Genomic DNA, 17,964 nt, shown 5'->3' on the forward strand with positions numbered 1-17,964 from the left:
CGCGTGCCTGCGCGCCGAGATGCAGCGGGACGGCGGCTGCTTCCTGCTTCACGCCGCTTTCGTCAACCGACCCCGTTGCATCGACAGCACCAGCAGTGCAATCCCGATCACGACCCAGCAATCCGCCAGATTGAAGATGGGCCAGACGAGAAGGCCCAGGTCGTAGGGTCCGAGGAAGTCCACGACGCCGCGGCTCCAGAGCAGCCGGTCGACCAGATTGCCGATCGCCCCGCCCACCACGAGGACCACGCCAGCAGCCCGCCAGCGGCTTGCGGCGGGGTTGCGGTGGTAGACCATCAGGAGCCAGGCGAGGACGAAGAGGGAAAGCAGGATGAAGAGGGGGCGCGACGCCGGTCCCAGGTCGAGACCGAAGGCGGCGCCACGATTGAAGCTGAGGGTGAGCTTGAGCAGGCCGCCCCAGGCGACCTCGGTGTGTCCGCGCTCGAGGTTCTCGAGGGCCCAGCGCTTCGTGGTCTGGTCGAGGAGCACGAGGACACCAGCGCAAAGAACCAGCATGCTCCACTTGCGCAGCACGGCGCTCCTTCACGGTGGTGCCCGAAAACCGAGCCCGCCCGCGAGGCGAGCGGCCCTGCCAGGGCGGCATGCTACCATGCCCTCGCCCGAACGACGCCTCCTGATCGGAGCGCGCGGCAGCCATCCATGTCTTCCGAGCCACGCGAGATCGAGATCACCTTCGTCGTCCGCTCGGACGACCCCCTGGCGGTCGTTGCCCGGCTGGAGAGCCTGCAAGAACTCGCCGGCCACCGGTTGCGCCTCGAGCCACCCCGGCGCCTTCACGATCGCTACTTCGATCTCCCGGAACGACGCCTCCAAGCCCGCGGCTACGCCCTCCGCCTGCGGCAGATGGAAGACCGCTTTCTTCTCTGCCTGAAGGGGCGCGCCCGCGACCGCGGCGCCGTGGTCGAGCGCCTCGAGATGGAGGGCCCGGTGGCGGATTCGGCGCTCTGGAGCCGCGTCGGTGCCGAGCTCGGTCGCGACTGGCCTGCGGCTCTGGGAGGAAGCGACGGGCCTCGCCGTGCTGCCGATCCAGTGGCGGCGCTGCTGGGCGCCGGCTTCCTCCTCATCCAGGACCGCGAGACCCTGCGCCGCCCGCGCCATCTCTTGGCGGCGGGGAAGGATCCGGTCGCGGAGCTGGTCATCGATACCGTGACGTATGTCGCGGCCGGAACGCCCATGCGTCACCACGAGGTGGAAATCGAGGCCGGGCCCGGAATGGAGAGCCCGGCGCTCACGCATCTCGGTGCGGAGCTGCGCGCTCTCTTCCCTGCCGAGCTGCAACCGTGGCGTCCGTCCAAGCTCCGCACCGGCCTGACGTTGGAGGCGCTGGCACGACGCCACGGGCCGCAGACGCTCGTCGGCGCCTCTGGCGACCTGACTGCACGCGCTTACGCTCTCCTGCAGGAGCCACTGCATCGGGGAAGGCCCGATCACACCTAGCCACTCTTCATCGAACGAGAACCGATTCGACAGAGAAACTTCTCGTGCAATGGTGTGCCCCCGTGATTAGGCTTTGCTCGTCAAACGTGGATAGAGGCACCGACGCCTCGGCTGGAACGCTTAGCACGCCAAGGCGGTCGCCTTTGGCGCGCGCACTGGAGGTCTCCCCGGCTACAAACCTGGCGCACGGGCGAACATGACATCGATCGTGCCGGCCGTTGTCACCAGGTTGTCGTTCCCCTCGGGACTCGCGGCGAATCGTGTCACGGGAACTCCCGGTGGATCCGACGGTGGGGCGTTCCGCGAGGTCGTCAGTACGGGTGACCGTCGAGGCCGGCGGGCACGGGCAGACGCAGCATCTGGAGGAGTGTCGGGGCGAAGTCCACCGTGCGCAGGTGCCCCGACCAGGAACCAGGTCGCACTCCGGCCCCCAAGAACAGCATCGGCACCTGCCGGTCCGGGAGGTAGGGCGAGCCGTGATCGGCGCCCGCCTCGCTCCACGTCGCCCAGGATTGCAGGCGCGCCTCGACGCCGTAGACGCCCAGCGTTCGCCGTCGTGCCGAGGAACCCAGCGGCGCCATCGGGAAACGCCCCGCATAGTAAGAGTGGCGGAAGAGGTCGAGGAACGAATCTCCTGGCGCCGAGAACATGACCTCGGTGTGCGTGAATGCGGCGGCGACGTAGGGACAGCGCACCACGCGTGCCGCGGCGAGCTCCTCTCGGGCGGCCCCCGTCCCGTCCAGCGCCTGCAGATCGGCGAACAACGAATCGACGCTCGCAAGATCGAGGACCTGCACGGGCACGCCGTCTTCGCGCCGGTCCGCCGCCGTATCGGTCACACCATGGTCGGCGGAGAGCCCCACGAGCCAGCGTCCTTTCCCTACCACCGTGTCGAGGCTGGCGAAGAACTCTCCCAGCGCCCGGTCCAGGCGGAGCAGATGATCGAGTTGTTCGAGGCTGAGCGGACCGTAGCGGTGGCCGATGCGGTCGGTCTGCGACAAACCGAGAGCGAGTAGGTCCGGCGTCGTGTCCTTCCCGAGCGCGCAGGAGCGGACCGCCTCCTGCGCCAGCGCCAGCGTCGCTTCGTCCAGCGCCGGCGTCGCCAGCCACCAGGTCCAGAAATCCTCCGTTGCGACAGCGAAGGCATGAGTGAAGGAGTGGAGATCCGCTGCTTCCTGCGACGATCTCGCCGCTTCAGCGCCGCCACTGCGCTCGTGCGGGTCCGCTGCCGGCAGCGCCGCGGCACCGCGGGCGCGGGAACGGAGGCCGGCCGGGACGGTGCAGGTCCAGGTGGAGTCGCGGCAGAAGCCGAGCCAGGGCCCGTGCTGGAAGCGCTCCAACCACTCCGGATAGTCATCGCGATAATAGGTGGAGGTGACGAAGCGGCCCTCGGCGCGGGAGAACCAGTACACGTCGCCGCGGCCCTTGCCGGCGAGCAGGATCGCGGAGCGATCCTTGCCACCGAGGGCGACGACGCGGGCATGCTCCCCGGCCGCCCGCAGCCAATCGGCGAGCCCCGGCACCTGCAGATGACGCGGTGAAGCTCCGATCGCGGCGGCACCGAGGATGCGCGTGCTGGAATCGGCGACGCAAGGAACGACGACGACGTGGCCGTCGCGGCTTTCGCACCAGGCGTTGTCCACGATCCCGTGCCGGGAAGGATGGACACCGGTGGCCAGCGTCGCGTGCCCCGGCGCGGTGTCCGTGATCGCGTGGTCATGCACGGCAGCGGTACTGCCGCCACCCTGGTCGAGCAGGCGGCGGAAACCACCGGTGAAGCAGTTGTCGTAGCGCCGCAGCAGATCGGCGCGCAGCTGATCGACGACGATGACCACGAGAAGCCGGGGCGGCTCGTGCCCTGCCTCGCAAGCGAAGAGCAAGAGCAGAGAGGCGAAGAGGAGAGCACGGCGCAGCAGCCGGCGGCCCAGGAACCGGCAGCTTCGAGGCATGCCACCTCCTGCACTCATGCGAAGCCCCGGACCGGATGCACCGGCCCGGGGCTTGGCGCCAGAACCCAATCCACATCCGGCCTCAGCCGCGGCCGCCGAGCAACTCCACTTCGAGACCGGCTTCCAGGGCCTTGCCGATGCGCTCGTGCGCTTCCTGCAAATGCGCCCGCGTGTAGGGGTCCAGGTTGGTCCCCGCACCGAGGGCCCGTTCCAGCCGGCCTTGCAGGTCGCGCAGCTGCACCCGCGTCACCGCCCGCGCGTCCGCCGGGAGGCGGGCCGGCGGGTGGGCCAGCAGATCGGTCATCCGGTCCACGTACAGTCGCTGCAGGTTGCGCCGCATGCTGGTGACGTTGCGCGGCTGCGCTCCCCACGTCTCGCTCCACACCGAGCGGGTGATGTTGTCCATCAGCTCCGGAATGGAAAGCGTGCTCTGGGCGCCGAAAACGGTTTCGCCGTCCACCAGGCGCTGCAGGCGCACCGGGTTGGTGAGCTGCTGCAACACGCCGCTCTGCACCATGAGCACGAGCTCGTGCAGCGGGTAGTCGATGCGGCCCATGATGGTGTTGTCCATGCCCCAGTGGCTCCAGCGGTTCGACCCTAGCTGGGTCAGGACCTCGCGAGGCATGGCGAAGGAATTCTCGCTGAGCGAGGCCTGGACCACGTGCTCCAGCGCATCCAGCTGCTTGGCCTTGGGCACGATCTGATAGGGCGGCCGCGCCTGCGGATCGCCCACGTGATCGCGGTTCACTTCCTGCCCGCCGACGTACTTCACCGCCGGGGCCAGGGCTTGCAGGTAAGCGACCAAGAGCGTGTTCAGCGCATCGGTCAGCTCATAGCGCGGCCGATCGTCGTAGAGCACGACCTGAGGCAACCGTTCCCAGATGCCGCGGATGAGATGCGTGCGCTCCTTGCTCCAGCCCAAAGGATCGTCGCCCAGATCCCACACGTTCACCGTCGGATCGAGCGCGGGGATGCCGCCGGCGTCCTCATCGGTGCCGTACTGGTGGCCGTCTTGCGCCACCTGCCGGGCCAGCGAGGCGGCCTTCTCCGCATCCGGCGTGTAGCCGTAGGAGATGGCCCAGAGATCCCAGGTGCCCACGGTGGGCGTGTAGTAGTTGCCGTTGGGCTTGCCGTCGCCGGAGATGTTCGCCGCCGGGTACTCCATCACCGAGTTCACCAAGCCGTGCTCGCCGGTCCACACCCGGTCGTGCAGCCGAGCCATGGGCGTATCCGTGGAGCCGCGGAAGTTGTGCCGCAACCCGAGGGTGTGCCCCACCTCGTGCATGGTGACGAACTTGAGGAACTCGCCGATGAACTCAATCGGCACCGGCTCCTGCGGCGTGATGACACCGCGCAACAGCAGGTCCGCCCGCATCATGGCCATGTGCACCGACAGCTGCTCGGCGAAGCCGGCTTGCTCGAAGTTCGGCCCGGTCGGCGGCGCCGCCGTCTCCTCCATGCCGAGGATCTGCTGCAGCGTCCGCGAAGGATCGGCCACGGTGCGCCAGGTCTGACGGGCCCACTGAGCAATGGCGGCATCGAAGAGGATGTCGGCGTCGAGGATCTCACCGGTTCGTGGATCCACCACGGAGGGGCCGATGGCGCCGTAGCTGCGGACGTCCGTGGCCACCCAGCGGATCGTGGCGTAGCGCAGATCCTCAGGGTCCGCGTCCCGGGGCAGCAGGTCGGCGCGCATGGCGTTCTCGAAACCCGCGGCCTCGAAGGCCCGATTCCATTCCTCGACCCCCGCCTGGATGTAGGGGCGGTACTCCGGCGGAATGCTCGGATCGAGGAAATAGGTGATGGGCTTCTTGGGAATGAACAGGTCGCCGCGCTTGCGCTCCGGCTCGAGACGCCACTTGCGCACATAGCGGGCGAAGAAGTCGTGCTCCGGCTGGGCGAAATCCTTCTGCGCCGTCAGGAAGTAACCCATGCGGTCGTCGGCACGCCGCGGCGTCATCGGCTCCTCCGGCAGCGGGGCCATGACGCAGTACACCGACAAGGGGATGGAACGGCCGTCAGGCACTCCGTCCCAGTCCACCGGTTCACCGGGCCGGAAGCTGAGCTTGGCGCGCACGTTCACATTCTGCGGGAACACCTTGACCTGCTCGATGAAGCTCTTGTCCGTCTCCAGCTGCGCCGGCCCGCGCTGCCCCGGGACCGGGGAGAGGGTGAAGCGCAGGACTTCGCCGACGCCGGAAAGGTCGGAGAGGAACCACTTCTGCACATCGATGAGGAGCGCCTTGTCCTTGTCACGGATGCTGACGATGTCCGCCGACGCCAGGACGGAGGAGCCGAAGGCGAAATCCACCATGCCTTTGTAAGGTTCTTCACTGGCGGTGAAGCGCGTCGGCTTCGCCACCAGGAACAGCTTGTCGCCGTGTCGCTCCAGGGCGACGACCACGGCCTCCCAGTTCAGCATCGTGCCGCCGATGAGCCAGCCCGATCCCACGCCCTGAGCGAGGGTGAAATTCAGGATGAAGTCTTCATCCAAACGCTTCTCGGGCACGGCGAGGAGCAGTTGCTCCGGCTTCTGGTAGATGTCGAAGAAGCCCTCGAGGAACTTCGCGTCCTCGGTCACCTCGGAAAAGTCCTTGAAGGGCCCTTTCTTCTTCTCGGTCTGTTCTTTCTTGGCGGCGTCGCCGCCTTCTTCTTTCTTCGGTTTCTTCGCCAGCGCCGCTTCCGAGGGAGCAAGCAGCGCCAGGATGGCGACGAAGACCATGAAACGCTTCACGGCCGGGGACCTCCACAGCAGCGGCGAGGAGTGTTGGGGAAAACGCCATGGGTCCTAAGCACCCTGGCGCCCTTGATCCTACTACACCCTGCGGCCAGGCGTCAGACCTGGCGCCGGCGCCAGAGGCCGCGCCGGAAGACCGCCACGCCGATGACCGCGGAGAGCGAATAGGCCAGGGCGATGGCCCAGAACACCCCGTGCGGCCCGAGCCCCAGGGTCCGGGAGAGGAGCCAGGCCACGGGGAGCTGGAACAGCCAGAAGGCGACCAGGTTGATCCACGAGGGCGTGGTGGTGTCACCGGCGCCGTTGAAGGCATTGGTCATCACCATGCCCCAGGCATAGAAGACGTAACCGTAGCTCACGATCCGGAGAGCAGCAGCCGCCGTCGGCAGCACCGCCGGATCCTGGGTGAACAGCGTCACGATGCGCCGCGACAGGAAGAGAAAGACGAGCGTGATGGTGCCCATGAGGATCATGTTGTAGACCCCGGTGAGCCAGACGGCGCGGGCGGCGCGCTCGGGATTGCGGGCCCCGAGATTCTGTCCGACGAGGGTGGCCGCGGCGCTGGAGAGACCCCACGACGGCATGATGACGAAGATGACGATGCGGATGGCCACGACATAGCCCGCGAGCGTCGCGCCGCCGAAGGTGGAGAGGACGCGGACGAGACCGATGTAGCTCGCGGTGGCGATGAGGAACTGACCGACGCCGCCGACGGAAAGCCGCAGCAAGCGGCGCACCACCTGCGGCTGCAGACGCAAGTCGGTTCGGGTGAGCGCCAGGTGCGGCCCCGCTCTAGCCAGGCGGGAGAACAGGTAGAGCACTCCGGTGGCGCGGCCGATGTTCGTGGCCACGGCAGCGCCTTCGAGCCCGAGCCTGGGAAACGGTCCCAGGCCGAAGATGAGACACGGATCGAGAAGCATGTTGATGAGGTTGGCGACCCAGAGCGCGCGCATCGCCTTGGAGGCGTCGCCGGCGCCGCGGAAGACGGCGTTGCCGACGAAGAGCAGCACGACCCAAGGAATGCCGGCGTACACCCAGCGCGTGTAGCCGCTGCCGGCGGCCACGGTGGCGGCGTCGGCTCCCATGAGCCGGAGCAAGCGCGGCGCTGCCAGCACTCCGAGAAGCGCCAGCAGGCAGCCGAGGCAAGCGGCTACGCCCAAGGCCTGCACCGCGGTCGCGGCGGCGCCGCGCCGGTCCTTCTCGCCGACACGACGCGCCACCAGCGCCGTCGTCGCCATGCCGAGGCCAACGGCGATGGCGTACACCACCTCCAGGAGCGATTCCGTCATTCCCACCGTGGCCAGCGCCGCGGGCCCCAGTCGGGCGACGAAGAAAGCGTCGGTCAAAGCGAAGAGGGCTTCGCCGAGCATCTCGAGCATCATGGGAACGGCGAGGAGCAGGATGCCGCGCCCCAGGGGGCCGGAGGTGAAATCCATCTCCGTGCCGCGGAGCGCTTCGCGCAGGGAGGCGAAGAAGCCGCCCTTGCCGGTCCTCTGCGTTGGTGTTGCCTGCATCACGCCGACTCCGAGGTGCCATCCGCGCGTTCGTTGTGTCCGCTCCGATCCAGCGTCGCCAGGCGCGGCGTGAACGTGTACTGTACTGCAGCCCCGTGGGATCGAGGTGGGGATGCTCGGCGCTCTCGACCGGCGACAGCTCCATGTGCTGCTGCTCTTGACGCTGGTCAACTTCATGAACTTCGTCGACCGTCAGATCGTCGGCGCCATCCTGCCGCTCTTGCAAGGGGAGTTCTCGCTCTCCCATTCCCAGGCGGGGCTCCTCGGCACCGTGTTCGCGCTGATGCACTCGTGCTTCACCTTGCCCCTCGGCGTTCTGGCGGATCGCACTTCGCGGAAGAACGTCATGGCGGGCGCCGTTCTCTTCTGGAGCGGCGCGACCTTCGTCACCGGCCTGGTGCACTCGTTTCGCGCTTTGCTCGGCGCCCGTGCCCTGGTCGGTATCGGCGAGGCAGCGTTCACGCCCGCCGCCACCGCCATCATCACCCGCAGCTTCCCCGCCGCGGTCCGCGCCCGCGTGCAAGGCACCTTCAACGCCGGTATGTTCATCGGCGGTTGTGTCGGCCTCGGGCTCGGCGGCGTGCTCGCCGCCCGGTTCGGCTGGCGGCCGACACTCTTCATCGTCGCCGTGCCGGGTATCTTGCTGGCGGCGCGGATCGCCAGGCTCCGCGAGCCGCCGGTGGCCGCGGCGGTCGGCGTCCCCTGGCGCGAGATCCTGCGCTCCGCCGCCTACTGGGAGGCCCTCGCCGGCGGCTGCTGCGTTTCCTTCGGGGCCTACGCCCTCATCTTCTGGGGCACGACCTTCGCGGTGGAGAACAAAGGTCTCTCCTTGCACGACGCGAGCGTCATCCTGGGAGTCAACTTAGGGCTCGCGGGGGTGCTCGGCATCGTCGCCGGTGCCTGGCTCGCCGATCGGCTGATGCGCCGCGTCCTCTGGGGGCGGGCCTTCGTCATCGTGGCCGGTCTCCTCCTGGGCGCACCGTTCCTCCTCTGTGCCGTGCACACCTCGAGCAAGACGCTCTTCCTCGTCTCCTTCTTCCTCTCCGGATTCTTCCTGAGTTGGTATCACGGGCCGCTGACGGCGGTGCTGCACGACATGACCCCGGAGCGAGCCCATGCCACCGCCATGGGTCTGTACAACGCCATCGTGCACTTGTTCGCCGTGACCTGGGCGCCTTACGCCACCGGACGCCTCGCCGACCACTACGGCCTGACCACGGGGATGGACATCGCGGCGGGGACATTCTTCCTCGGCGCCCTCGGCTTCGTCGCCGTCCTGCTCCGGATTCGCCGCGCTTCCAAGGCCGCCACTGCAAGTGCTAATCTGCAGAGCCCAACGGACTTCGAGTCGCTCTCGGCGGCGGCCACGCGGCGCGAAGCGCAGTGAAACCACCCCGGGCGGGGGCCAACGACGCATGAAGCCCAGTCGCGACACCTTCTCCACGCGGACGACCTTCGCGGTCGGCGAGCGGCAGTACAGTTTTTATAGTTTGCAGCGGCTCGAAGCCGCCGGCTTCGCCATCGCGCACCTGCCGTATTCGCTGCGCATCCTGCTCGAGAATCTGCTCCGCTGCGAGGATGGACACACGGTGCAGCACACGGACATCGAAGCCCTCGCCCGCTGGCGGCCCGGCACCACCGAGGAGCGCGAGATCGCTTTCATGCCCGCGCGGGTGATCCTGCAAGATTTCACCGGCGTCCCAGCAGTGGTGGACCTGGCGGCGATGCGCGATGCCCTGGCCGACCTGGGTGGCGATCCGCGCCGCATCAACCCCTTGCTGCCCTCGGAGCTGGTCATCGATCACTCGGTGCAGGTGGATGTCTTCGGCACCCCCACAGCGCTGCAAGAGAATGCGGCGCTCGAGTACCAGCGCAACCGCGAGCGCTACGCTTTCCTGCGCTGGGGGCAGACTGCCTTCGACAGCTTCCGCGTCGTGCCGCCGAACACCGGCATCGTGCACCAGGTCAATCTGGAACACCTGGCGCGGGTGGTCTTCGCCGAGCAGACCGGGGAGGGAGCCGTGGCCTATCCCGATACGGTCCTCGGCACCGACAGCCACACCACCATGATCAATGGTCTCGGCGTGCTCGGCTGGGGAGTCGGCGGCATCGAGGCCGAGGCCGCCATGCTCGGCCAGCCCGTGCCCATGCTCATCCCGGAGGTCGTCGGCTTCGAGCTACGTGGCGCCTTGCCCGAGGGCGCCACCGCCACCGATCTGGTGCTGACAGTGACGCAGATGCTGCGGGCCAAGGGTGTGGTGGGCAAGTTCGTCGAGTTCTTCGGCGACGGCCTGGACCACTTGAGCCTCGCCGATCGTGCCACCATCGCCAACATGTCACCGGAGTTCGGCTCCACTTGCGGGATGTTTCCCATCGACGCCAAGACGCTCGACTACCTGCGACTCACCGGCAGGAGCGCCGAGCGTGTCGCTCTCGTCGAAGCCTATGCGAAAGAACAAGGTTTGTTCCGCAGCCCTGGTGCGCCGCCGGCGGAATACGACGAGCGGCTGGATCTCGATCTGAGCAGCGTCGGGGCGACCTTGGCCGGACCGGGCCGCCCCCACGATCGCGTCCCCTTGGCGCGGACGAAGGCGGAGTTCGCCCGCGCCCTGCCGCAGATGCTGCCGGCAGCGACGGCGACCGCCACGCTGCCCCTGGAGCAGGCGCTGGCGTCCCGGGTGCAAACCCGTCTCGGGACCGAGGAGGTCGAGCTCGGCCACGGCGCCGTTGTCATCGCTGCGATCACCTCGTGCACCAACACCTCGAACCCGTCGGTGCTCATGGCCGCCGGGCTCCTGGCGAAGAAGGCCGTGGAGCACGGCCTGCAGGTGAAGCCATGGGTGAAGACGAGCCTGGCCCCAGGTTCCAAGGTGGTGACCGAGTACCTGACCGCCTCGGGCCTGCTGCCGTACCTCGAGAAGCTGCGCTTCCATGTCGTCGGCTACGGCTGCACCACCTGTATCGGGAACAGCGGGCCTTTGCTACCCGAGGTGGCGCAGGCCATCGATACTGGCCGGCTGGTGGCGGCGGCGGTGCTCTCGGGCAACCGCAACTTCGAGGGTCGAATCAATCCGCTCGTGCGTGCCAACTACCTGGCGAGCCCGCCGCTCGTGGTGGCCTACGCCCTCGCCGGTAGCATCGACGTGGACCTGCAGAACGAGCCCCTGGGTCGGGACAAGAACGGGCGCGACGTGTATCTACGCGACCTCTGGCCGAGCAACGCGGAGATCCAAGCGGCGGTGCAATCCACACTTCGACCTGAGATGTTCGCGGCGCAATATGCCGACGTCTTCACTGGCGACGAGCGCTGGCGTGCCATCCCCGTGCCCGAAGGCAGCCGTTTCGCCTGGGACGCGAACTCCACCTACGTCCGGCGCCCGCCCTATTTCGACGCCCTGCCGCGGGAGCCCCAGCCGCTCGCCGACATCGAGGATGCCCGCGTGCTGGCGCTCCTCGGCGATTCGGTGACGACCGACCACATCTCGCCGGCCGGGTCGATCCCCAAGGACATGCCGGCGGGGCAGTACCTCCTGGAGCACGGCGTCGCTCCGGCGGACTTCAACTCCTTCGGGGCCCGGCGCGGCAACCACGAGGTCATGATCCGCGGTACCTTCGGCAATGTTCGCCTGCGCAACGAGCTCGCTCCCAACACCGAAGGCGGTTGGACCCGGCATTTCCCCGACGGCAAGGTCACCACGATCTACGCCGCTTCCCTCCGTTACCTCGAAGAGCACGTGCCCCTCCTCGTCGTGGCCGGCAAGGAATACGGCTCCGGCTCGTCGCGCGACTGGGCCGCCAAGGGAACCGTCTTGCTCGGCGTGCGCGCCGTGCTCGCCGAATCCTTCGAGCGCATCCACCGCAGCAATCTCATCGGCATGGGGGTGTTGCCACTGCAGTTCGCCGACGGCGAAACGCGCCAGAGCCTGGATCTCACCGGCGAGGAGGTCTACGCCATCCGCGGCATCGCCAGCGATCTGCAACCAGGGAAGCGCCTGGAGGTGGTGGCCACGTCTCCCAGTGCCGACGATCCGCCCAAGCTGTTCGGAGTAGTCTGCCGCATCGACACGCCTCTCGAGCTGGAGTACTTCCGCCACGGCGGCATCCTCAAGTACGTGCTCCGGCAGATGCTCTGAGCTCGAACTCCGGAGGCTCTCGCCCTTGGTACCTCTGAAAGGCGGCCGGCGCTCCCGGCGCCCGCCGGTGCAGACCGCGGACCTGGAGCACGGCGAAGAGGCGCCACGCTCGGGGCCCGGCGGTGCAGCCGCTGCCGGGCCGGTGGACCGACGGGCGGCTCGCGCCAGCGGCCAGCGCCGCGCCCGGCGCGATCAGATCCTGCGCGCCGCGGAGAGGGTCTTCGCCGAGAAAGGCTTCCACGCCGCGAGCATCAGCGATGTCATCGACGCCGCCGGGATCTCGCGCGGCACCTTCTATCTCTACTTCGACAGCAAGCGGGTGATCTTCAGCGAGCTCCTCGACTCGCTCGTCCAGAAGCTCGCCGCCTGCGTCCGACCGGTGGACCTGACCGAAGGCGCCCCGAGTCCGTTGCAGCAGTTGCGCGCCAACGTCACCTGCGCACTTCGTGTGGTGGCGGCGAACCAGAATCTCATGGGCGTCCTCTACCGCTCCGGACAAGGTGTCGACCCGGACGCCGACCAGCAGGTGGCGGCCTTCACCACGAGCGTCATCAGCCTGATCCGCCGCGCCTTGCGGCGCGGCCAAGAGCTCGGCGTGGTGCGGAGCCTAGACGACGAGCTCGTCGCCCCCTTCATCTTCGGCGGGGTGAAAGAGATCGTCTTCCAGGGGCTGCAGTCCGGCCACTTCTCCAAGCGCGATGTCGGCCCCATGGTGGACGAGGTGCTGCGCTACAGCATGCAGGGCTTCCTCCGCACCTGAGTGCGCTCCTTGTCGCTTCGCTCCCTTCCGCCTCAGTTCCTTCAAGCCGTGTTTCTTGCTTTTGAGTTCCCCGACCGGAGAGCTGCCCGAGTCGCCCCTATAAATGTTGCCGACCTGCTTCCAGGCGGCCACCCGCCTTCAGGTCCCATCGGGAAGTCTCCCCGATTTTTTAACTTACTTAGTTTGAATGGCTTACGGTAGAGGTCCGGGCTTGCATTGGACTGACATGTCAGTCTAGCATCCCCCTCGTCCGCGTTTGCAAATGATTCTGCATGGCGTTTGTACGGAACGAGCCCGCGTGGATGGAGCGAGATCGGGCCGCCTTGCTCTTTTTCCGGCCGCCCTATCCCTCGGGGCGCAGCATTAGGGAGGATGCCGTGGCGACGGCGATCGAGCATTACACAGCATACAAAGCTCGGCCTTTCACCCGGGAAGATCGCGACAAGGTGACGATCCTCTTCGGGGGACTGACCTGGAAGCACGAACGCCTGGTCCAGGGCGCCTTCCACAACATGGGCTACAAGGCGCAGCCGATTCCCAACATCACTCGCGCCGATCTGGATGCGGGCAAAGAGCTCATCGACGTCGGTGCCTGCTGCCCCACCATCTTCACCACCGGCAGCTTGGTGAGCCACCTCAAGTCCGAAGTCGCCCTCAAGGGCCGCGACGAGGTCGTGAACAACTACCTCTTCCTCACCGCCGGCGCCTGCGGCCCCTGCCGCTTCGGCCAGTATCACCAGTCCTACGAGATGGCACTGGACGGCATGGGCCTCCGCGACTTCCGTTTGCTGCTCCTCGATGACAACCAGATGGATCAGGGTGCGCACAACGGCGGCGGTCTCGAGATCAACCTGCCCTTGAGCCTCGGCCTGGTGTGGGCGGTCCTCTGCGCCGACGTGCTCACCGACATGGAGTACGCCATCCGGCCCTACGAAGTGACCCCCGGACAGACCGACGCGGTCATGAAGGAGAGCGTCGAGATCCTCTATGAAGCCTTCCGCCAGCGGCCGCTCAAGGGCAAGAAGTGGGGCTCTCTCGCCTGGCACTTCACCACGCCCTACTTCAAGGACGCGCTGCGGCAAGTCCGGAAGAAGTGGGACGCCATCGAGGTCGACCGCCTGCAGGTCAAGCCGCGCGTCAAGGTGACCGGTGAGTTCTGGCTCCAGACCCACGAAGGCGACGGTAACTACAACATCAAGCGCTGGCTGGAGCAGGAAGGGGCGGAGACCATTCCGCCGCCCATTGCCGTGTGGTTCGACTATCTGCTGCGCACGCCGATGTGGCGGATGGAGAAGAAGAAGCACCTGGACAAGAAGATTCCGATGAAGATGGCCATGGTGCGCCTCTTCGGGAAGCTCTACAAGGGCAACTACAACGCCTTCCGCAAGGCTCTCGGCAACGTGCCCAACCAGCTGCCCGATCAAGAGGAGCTGAAGCAGCTGGCGTCGCCGTACTTCCACCACGAGCTGCGCGGCGGCGAGGGACACATGCTGGTCGGCAAGGCCATCTACTCGCACCTGCACAAGAAGGCCCACATGATCTGCGAGCTGTCCCCGTACTCGTGCATGCCCAACACCATGTCCGTGGGCGCCATGGCGAACGTCCTCGGCCGCTATCCCGACCTGCTCTACGCCCCCATCGAGGTCAAGGGTGACGCCGAGGTCCATGCTCTCTCGCGCTGCCAGATGATCCTCACGGAGGCGAAGAAGCGGTCGCAGAGCGACTTCGAGGAGGTGCTGCAAAAGACAGGGCTGAGCCTGGAGGCGCTGCGCCGCATCGAGGCGCGCCATCCCGAGCTCTGCCGGGCCACGACCCGCATCCCGCACGCGGGCTACGCCGGCACGGCGGCGAACTACGCCCTGCACCTGGCGAAGCGAGGTCGGGCGTGAAGTCCATCGCCCGCATCCGCACCGAGGACACGAGCGCCCGCGTCGTACACCTCGACGCCGAGGCGACGAAGTCGGTAGCGAACGACGCGACGTGCGGTGCAGCCGTCGTCCCCGAGGCTTGTGTGACGCAGTCCGGCGCGAGCGCGGCCGCGCCGGCGCGGCCCGACACGGCGACGGCGCTCGTCTGCGCTCTCGACGTCGGTAGCACCACCTGCAAGTACGTGCTGGCATCGCCGCAAGGCGAGGCCATCGCGCAGGCCTACGAGCGCCACAACACCCGCCAAGCGGAGAAGGTCCTGGAATTCCTGCGCCGGCTCGAGCAGGAGCACGGCCTCACGCCGGAACGGGATCGCATCTTCTTCACCGGCTCCGGGGCCGGGCTCATCGCACCGCTCGTGGGCGGCAAGGTCGTGCAGGAAGTGGTGGCGGTCGCCGCTGCCGTCGAGCGCCTGCATCCGGACGTGTCCTTCGTCAGCGAGATCGGCGGCGAGGACATGAAGACGATCTTTTTCACCGGCACGGGCAACCTGAAGAGCAAGCAGGTGCTCATGCAGAGCGCCTGCTCCGGCGGCACCGGGACCTTCGTGGAGAAGACGGCGCGCAAGCTGCAGATCCCCTTGGAGCAGCTGTCGCAGATGCGCTACGCCGGCATGACCTTGCACAAGGTGAGCAGCAAGTGCGGCATCTTTGCCGAGGCCGACGCCAACACGCTGCTCAAAGCGGGCGTCCCCGTGGAGGAGATCATCGCCTCCCTCTTCGAGGCCGTGGTCTACCAGAACCTCGCCACCCTCACGCGGGGCAACACACCCCTGCCCAAGATCCTCCTCCTCGGCGGCCCCAACCTCTTCTTCCAAGGCTTGCACGAGGCCTGGGAGCATCACCTCACCAAGCTGTGGGAGGAGCGCAAGATCGAGCTCCCCGCCGGGACGAGCGCGGCGGACGCCATCCTCGTCCCCAAGGAAGCGCTCTACTACGCGGCCCTCGGCTGCGTCGAGATCGGGCGGCGCGAGGCACCCGGTGTCGGCGCCTACACCGGTGCGGACAAGCTGCAGTGGTGGATCGAGGTGGGTCAGCACGAGGAGAAGAAGAAGTCCGGCCGTGGCGGCCTGTGGAGCACACCCGAAGAATTGGAGCTCTTCAAGTCGCTCTACGCCGGCGACAACGGCAATGGCCACGGCAACGGCAATGGGAACGGCAACGGCAATGGGAATGGGAACAGCCATGGGGCCAGCACCGCCTCCCACGACGTGGCCATCCCTGTGGTCAAGCCGCGGACGCAGGTGGCGGAGATCGTGGTCGGCTGCGACTTCGGCTCCACCACCGCCAAGGCCGTCTGCCTGGGGCCGGACAAGGAGATCGTTTTCTCCTGCTACGCCCTCAGCAAGGGCAATCCCATCGAGGACGCCAAGTCGCTCTTCCAGCAGATCGAAGAGGGCGTGGGTGGGTCGCGCATCACCGGCCTCGGGATCACCGGCTACGGCAAGGACCTGCTGAAGACGATCGTCGGCGCCGATTGCGCCGTGGTCGAGACCATCGCCCATGCCAGCGCCGGCCTGCGTTACTTCCCCGACGCAGATTGCATTTGCGACGTCGGTGGCGTGGACGTGAAGATCATGATCCTGCACAACGGCACGGTGACGGACTTCCGGCTCAACTCGCAGTGCTCGTCGGGCAACGGCGCCTTCCTGCAGGGCGTGGCGGAGCGCTTCGGCATCCCGCTCTCGGACATGGCCGAGGGCGCCTTCCGCGCCGAGGCCGTGCCCCAGCTCAGCATGGGCTGCGGCGTCTTCCTGCAGAGCGACATCGTCAACCAGCAGCGCAAGGGCTGGCAGGCCGAGGAGATCCTGGGCGGTCTCTGCGCCATCCTGCCCCTCAACGTCTGGATCTACGCCGGCGGTCTGAACAACCTCGGTCAGGTGGGGAGGAAGTTCATCCTCCAGGGCGGTACGCACAAGAACCTGGCGGTGGTCAAGACGCAGGTGGACTTCATCAAGTCCAAGATCCCCGACGCCGAGATCTACGTGCACCCGCACTCCGGCGAAGCCGGCGCCATCGGTGCGGCGCTGGTGGCGCTCGAGTGGTGGGAGAAGGGCGGCCGCTCCGAGTTCCGGGGCTTCGAGGCCATCCAGAAGCTGAACTACCAGACCACGACCTCCACCGAGACCGTCTGCCATTGGTGCCCGGTGACCTGCCAGCGGAGCTTCATCGACGTGGAGCTCGACGGCGGCAAGGGCCGCACCTGGAGCGGCGTGCCGCTGCAGGTGGGCTGGGAGCGTGTCATCGTCAACAACTCCTGTCCCAAGGGGCTGGTGGAAGACGCCAACGAGATGAAGGTCATCAAAGCGGAAATGGAAAAGACGAGGCATGATTTCCCGAACGTTGCCGACCTGGTTCGGAAAGAAGCGTTCAAGCGCGTCGCGGTCAGCGCCTGACCGCTCGAAGCTGCGCGTCGGCATTCCCAAGGTCTTGAACGTGTGGACCACCCATCAGTTCTGGGTGGGCTTCCTCCAGGACCTGGGGCTCAAGCCGCACAACATCGTCTTCAGCTCCGACACCTCGGAGGAGCAGTTCCGGGAGCACGGCAAGGGCCGCGTCACCGTGGACTGCTGCTATCCGGTGAAGGCGATCGCCGGGCACTACGGCGAGCTCGTCTTCGGGCAGAAGCAGAAGATCGACGTGCTGCTGAGCCCGATGATCTACTCGCTGCCCTCGGTGCTGCGCGGCCACGTGAAGGACACCCTCACCTGCACCCGGGTCATGGCCGGGCCGGAGAACATCAAGGCCGGCTTCGTCAAGGAGCGCGACCTCTTCGCCGACAACGGTGTGGCCTACGTCTCGCCCTTCGTTTCCCTGGCCGAGCCCGAGATGGTGCCGATGCAGCTGTTCGAGTCGATGAAGGACGCGTTGCACCTGACCTATCCCGAAACGCAACGTGCCGCGCAGGCGGGCTTCCGCACTCTGGAAGCCTTCAACCGCAAGGCCCGCCAGCAGTCCCGGGACGTCCTCGCCTGGTGCGCCCGGGAGAAGCGGGCCTGCATGCTCGTCCTCGGCCGGCCTTATCACATGGACACGGGGATCGGGCACGAGATCGAGGTCGAGCTGCAAGCGCACGGCTATCCCATGCTGTGGTTGCAGTACTTGCCCGTGGACGACGACCTCATGGAGTGGATGTTCGGGGAGGAGGTGCGCGCCGGCCGCATCAAGAGCCCCTTCGACATCCGCGACGTCTGGGGGAGCTCCTACAGCAGCAACACCAACGAGATCCTCTGGGGCGCCAAGGTCGCCGCGCGCTGTCCGTGGATCACTTGCGTCATCCGGCTCTCCAGCTACGAATGCGGCATGGACCAGCCCACCTACACGCCGACGCAGAAGATCATCGAGGCCTCGGGGACTCTCTTCTTCAAGTTCGGCGACCTGGATTCCACCAAGCCCGCCGGCTCGGTGAAGATCCGCGTCGAGACCATCGTCCACTACGCCGGCAAGTACTCCGGCGAGATCATCCAGAAGAAGCTCGCCACTATGCC

Annotated in this window: 11 protein-coding genes; 7 read left to right on the plus strand and 4 right to left on the minus strand. The window is 67.1% G+C overall.

Features of this window, described 5'->3' with window-relative positions; genetic code table 11:
* Positions 1 to 48: 48 nt before the first annotated feature.
* Positions 49 to 534 carry a signal peptidase II gene (lspA, locus tag VFE28_06165; GenBank protein HZM15568.1) on the minus strand — a complete coding sequence of 162 codons (486 nt, stop codon included), beginning with the start codon at positions 532 to 534 and terminating at the stop codon, positions 49 to 51.
* Positions 535 to 660: 126 nt separating this feature from the next.
* Between lspA and VFE28_06170 the strand changes: the two genes are divergently transcribed.
* Positions 661 to 1,458, plus strand: coding sequence for a CYTH domain-containing protein (locus VFE28_06170; protein HZM15569.1), 798 nt, complete (start codon positions 661 to 663; stop codon positions 1,456 to 1,458).
* Positions 1,459 to 1,769: 311 nt separating this feature from the next.
* On the opposite strand, the gene VFE28_06175 is transcribed toward VFE28_06170, so the two are convergent.
* From VFE28_06175 to VFE28_06185, 3 genes are all read right to left on the minus strand, one after another.
* On the minus strand, positions 1,770 to 3,407 hold the full coding sequence (locus VFE28_06175) for an alkaline phosphatase family protein (GenBank protein HZM15570.1): 1,638 nt from the start codon (positions 3,405 to 3,407) through the stop codon (positions 1,770 to 1,772).
* 82 nt (positions 3,408 to 3,489) lie between these two features.
* Complete coding sequence (locus VFE28_06180; GenBank protein HZM15571.1) at positions 3,490 to 6,141, minus strand: zinc-dependent metalloprotease; 2,652 nt, start codon at positions 6,139 to 6,141, stop codon at positions 3,490 to 3,492.
* A gap of 101 nt (positions 6,142 to 6,242) precedes the next feature.
* Positions 6,243 to 7,658, minus strand: a complete 1,416-nt coding sequence (locus VFE28_06185) for an MATE family efflux transporter (protein HZM15572.1) — start codon at positions 7,656 to 7,658, stop codon at positions 6,243 to 6,245.
* Positions 7,659 to 7,770: 112 nt separating this feature from the next.
* Between VFE28_06185 and VFE28_06190 the strand changes: the two genes are divergently transcribed.
* From VFE28_06190 to VFE28_06215, 6 genes are all read left to right on the plus strand, one after another.
* On the plus strand, positions 7,771 to 9,045 hold the full coding sequence (locus VFE28_06190; GenBank protein ID HZM15573.1) for an MFS transporter: 1,275 nt from the start codon (positions 7,771 to 7,773) through the stop codon (positions 9,043 to 9,045).
* 28 nt (positions 9,046 to 9,073) lie between these two features.
* On the plus strand, positions 9,074 to 11,791 hold the full coding sequence (gene acnA, locus VFE28_06195; protein HZM15574.1) for an aconitate hydratase AcnA: 2,718 nt from the start codon (positions 9,074 to 9,076) through the stop codon (positions 11,789 to 11,791).
* A gap of 25 nt (positions 11,792 to 11,816) precedes the next feature.
* On the plus strand, positions 11,817 to 12,551 hold the full coding sequence (locus VFE28_06200; protein HZM15575.1) for a TetR/AcrR family transcriptional regulator: 735 nt from the start codon (positions 11,817 to 11,819) through the stop codon (positions 12,549 to 12,551).
* 302 nt (positions 12,552 to 12,853) lie between these two features.
* Positions 12,854 to 14,440, plus strand: coding sequence for a hypothetical protein (locus VFE28_06205; protein HZM15576.1), 1,587 nt, complete (start codon positions 12,854 to 12,856; stop codon positions 14,438 to 14,440).
* On the plus strand, positions 14,437 to 16,872 hold the full coding sequence (locus VFE28_06210; protein HZM15577.1) for a BadF/BadG/BcrA/BcrD ATPase family protein: 2,436 nt from the start codon (positions 14,437 to 14,439) through the stop codon (positions 16,870 to 16,872). Before VFE28_06205 ends, VFE28_06210 begins: the two co-directional genes overlap by 4 nt.
* A gap of 40 nt (positions 16,873 to 16,912) precedes the next feature.
* A partial coding sequence (locus VFE28_06215; GenBank protein ID HZM15578.1) for an acyl-CoA dehydratase activase-related protein occupies positions 16,913 to 17,964 on the plus strand: 1,052 nt, incomplete at its 3' end.

Source organism: Candidatus Krumholzibacteriia bacterium, from assembly GCA_035649275.1.
Taxonomy (GTDB): domain Bacteria; phylum Krumholzibacteriota; class Krumholzibacteriia.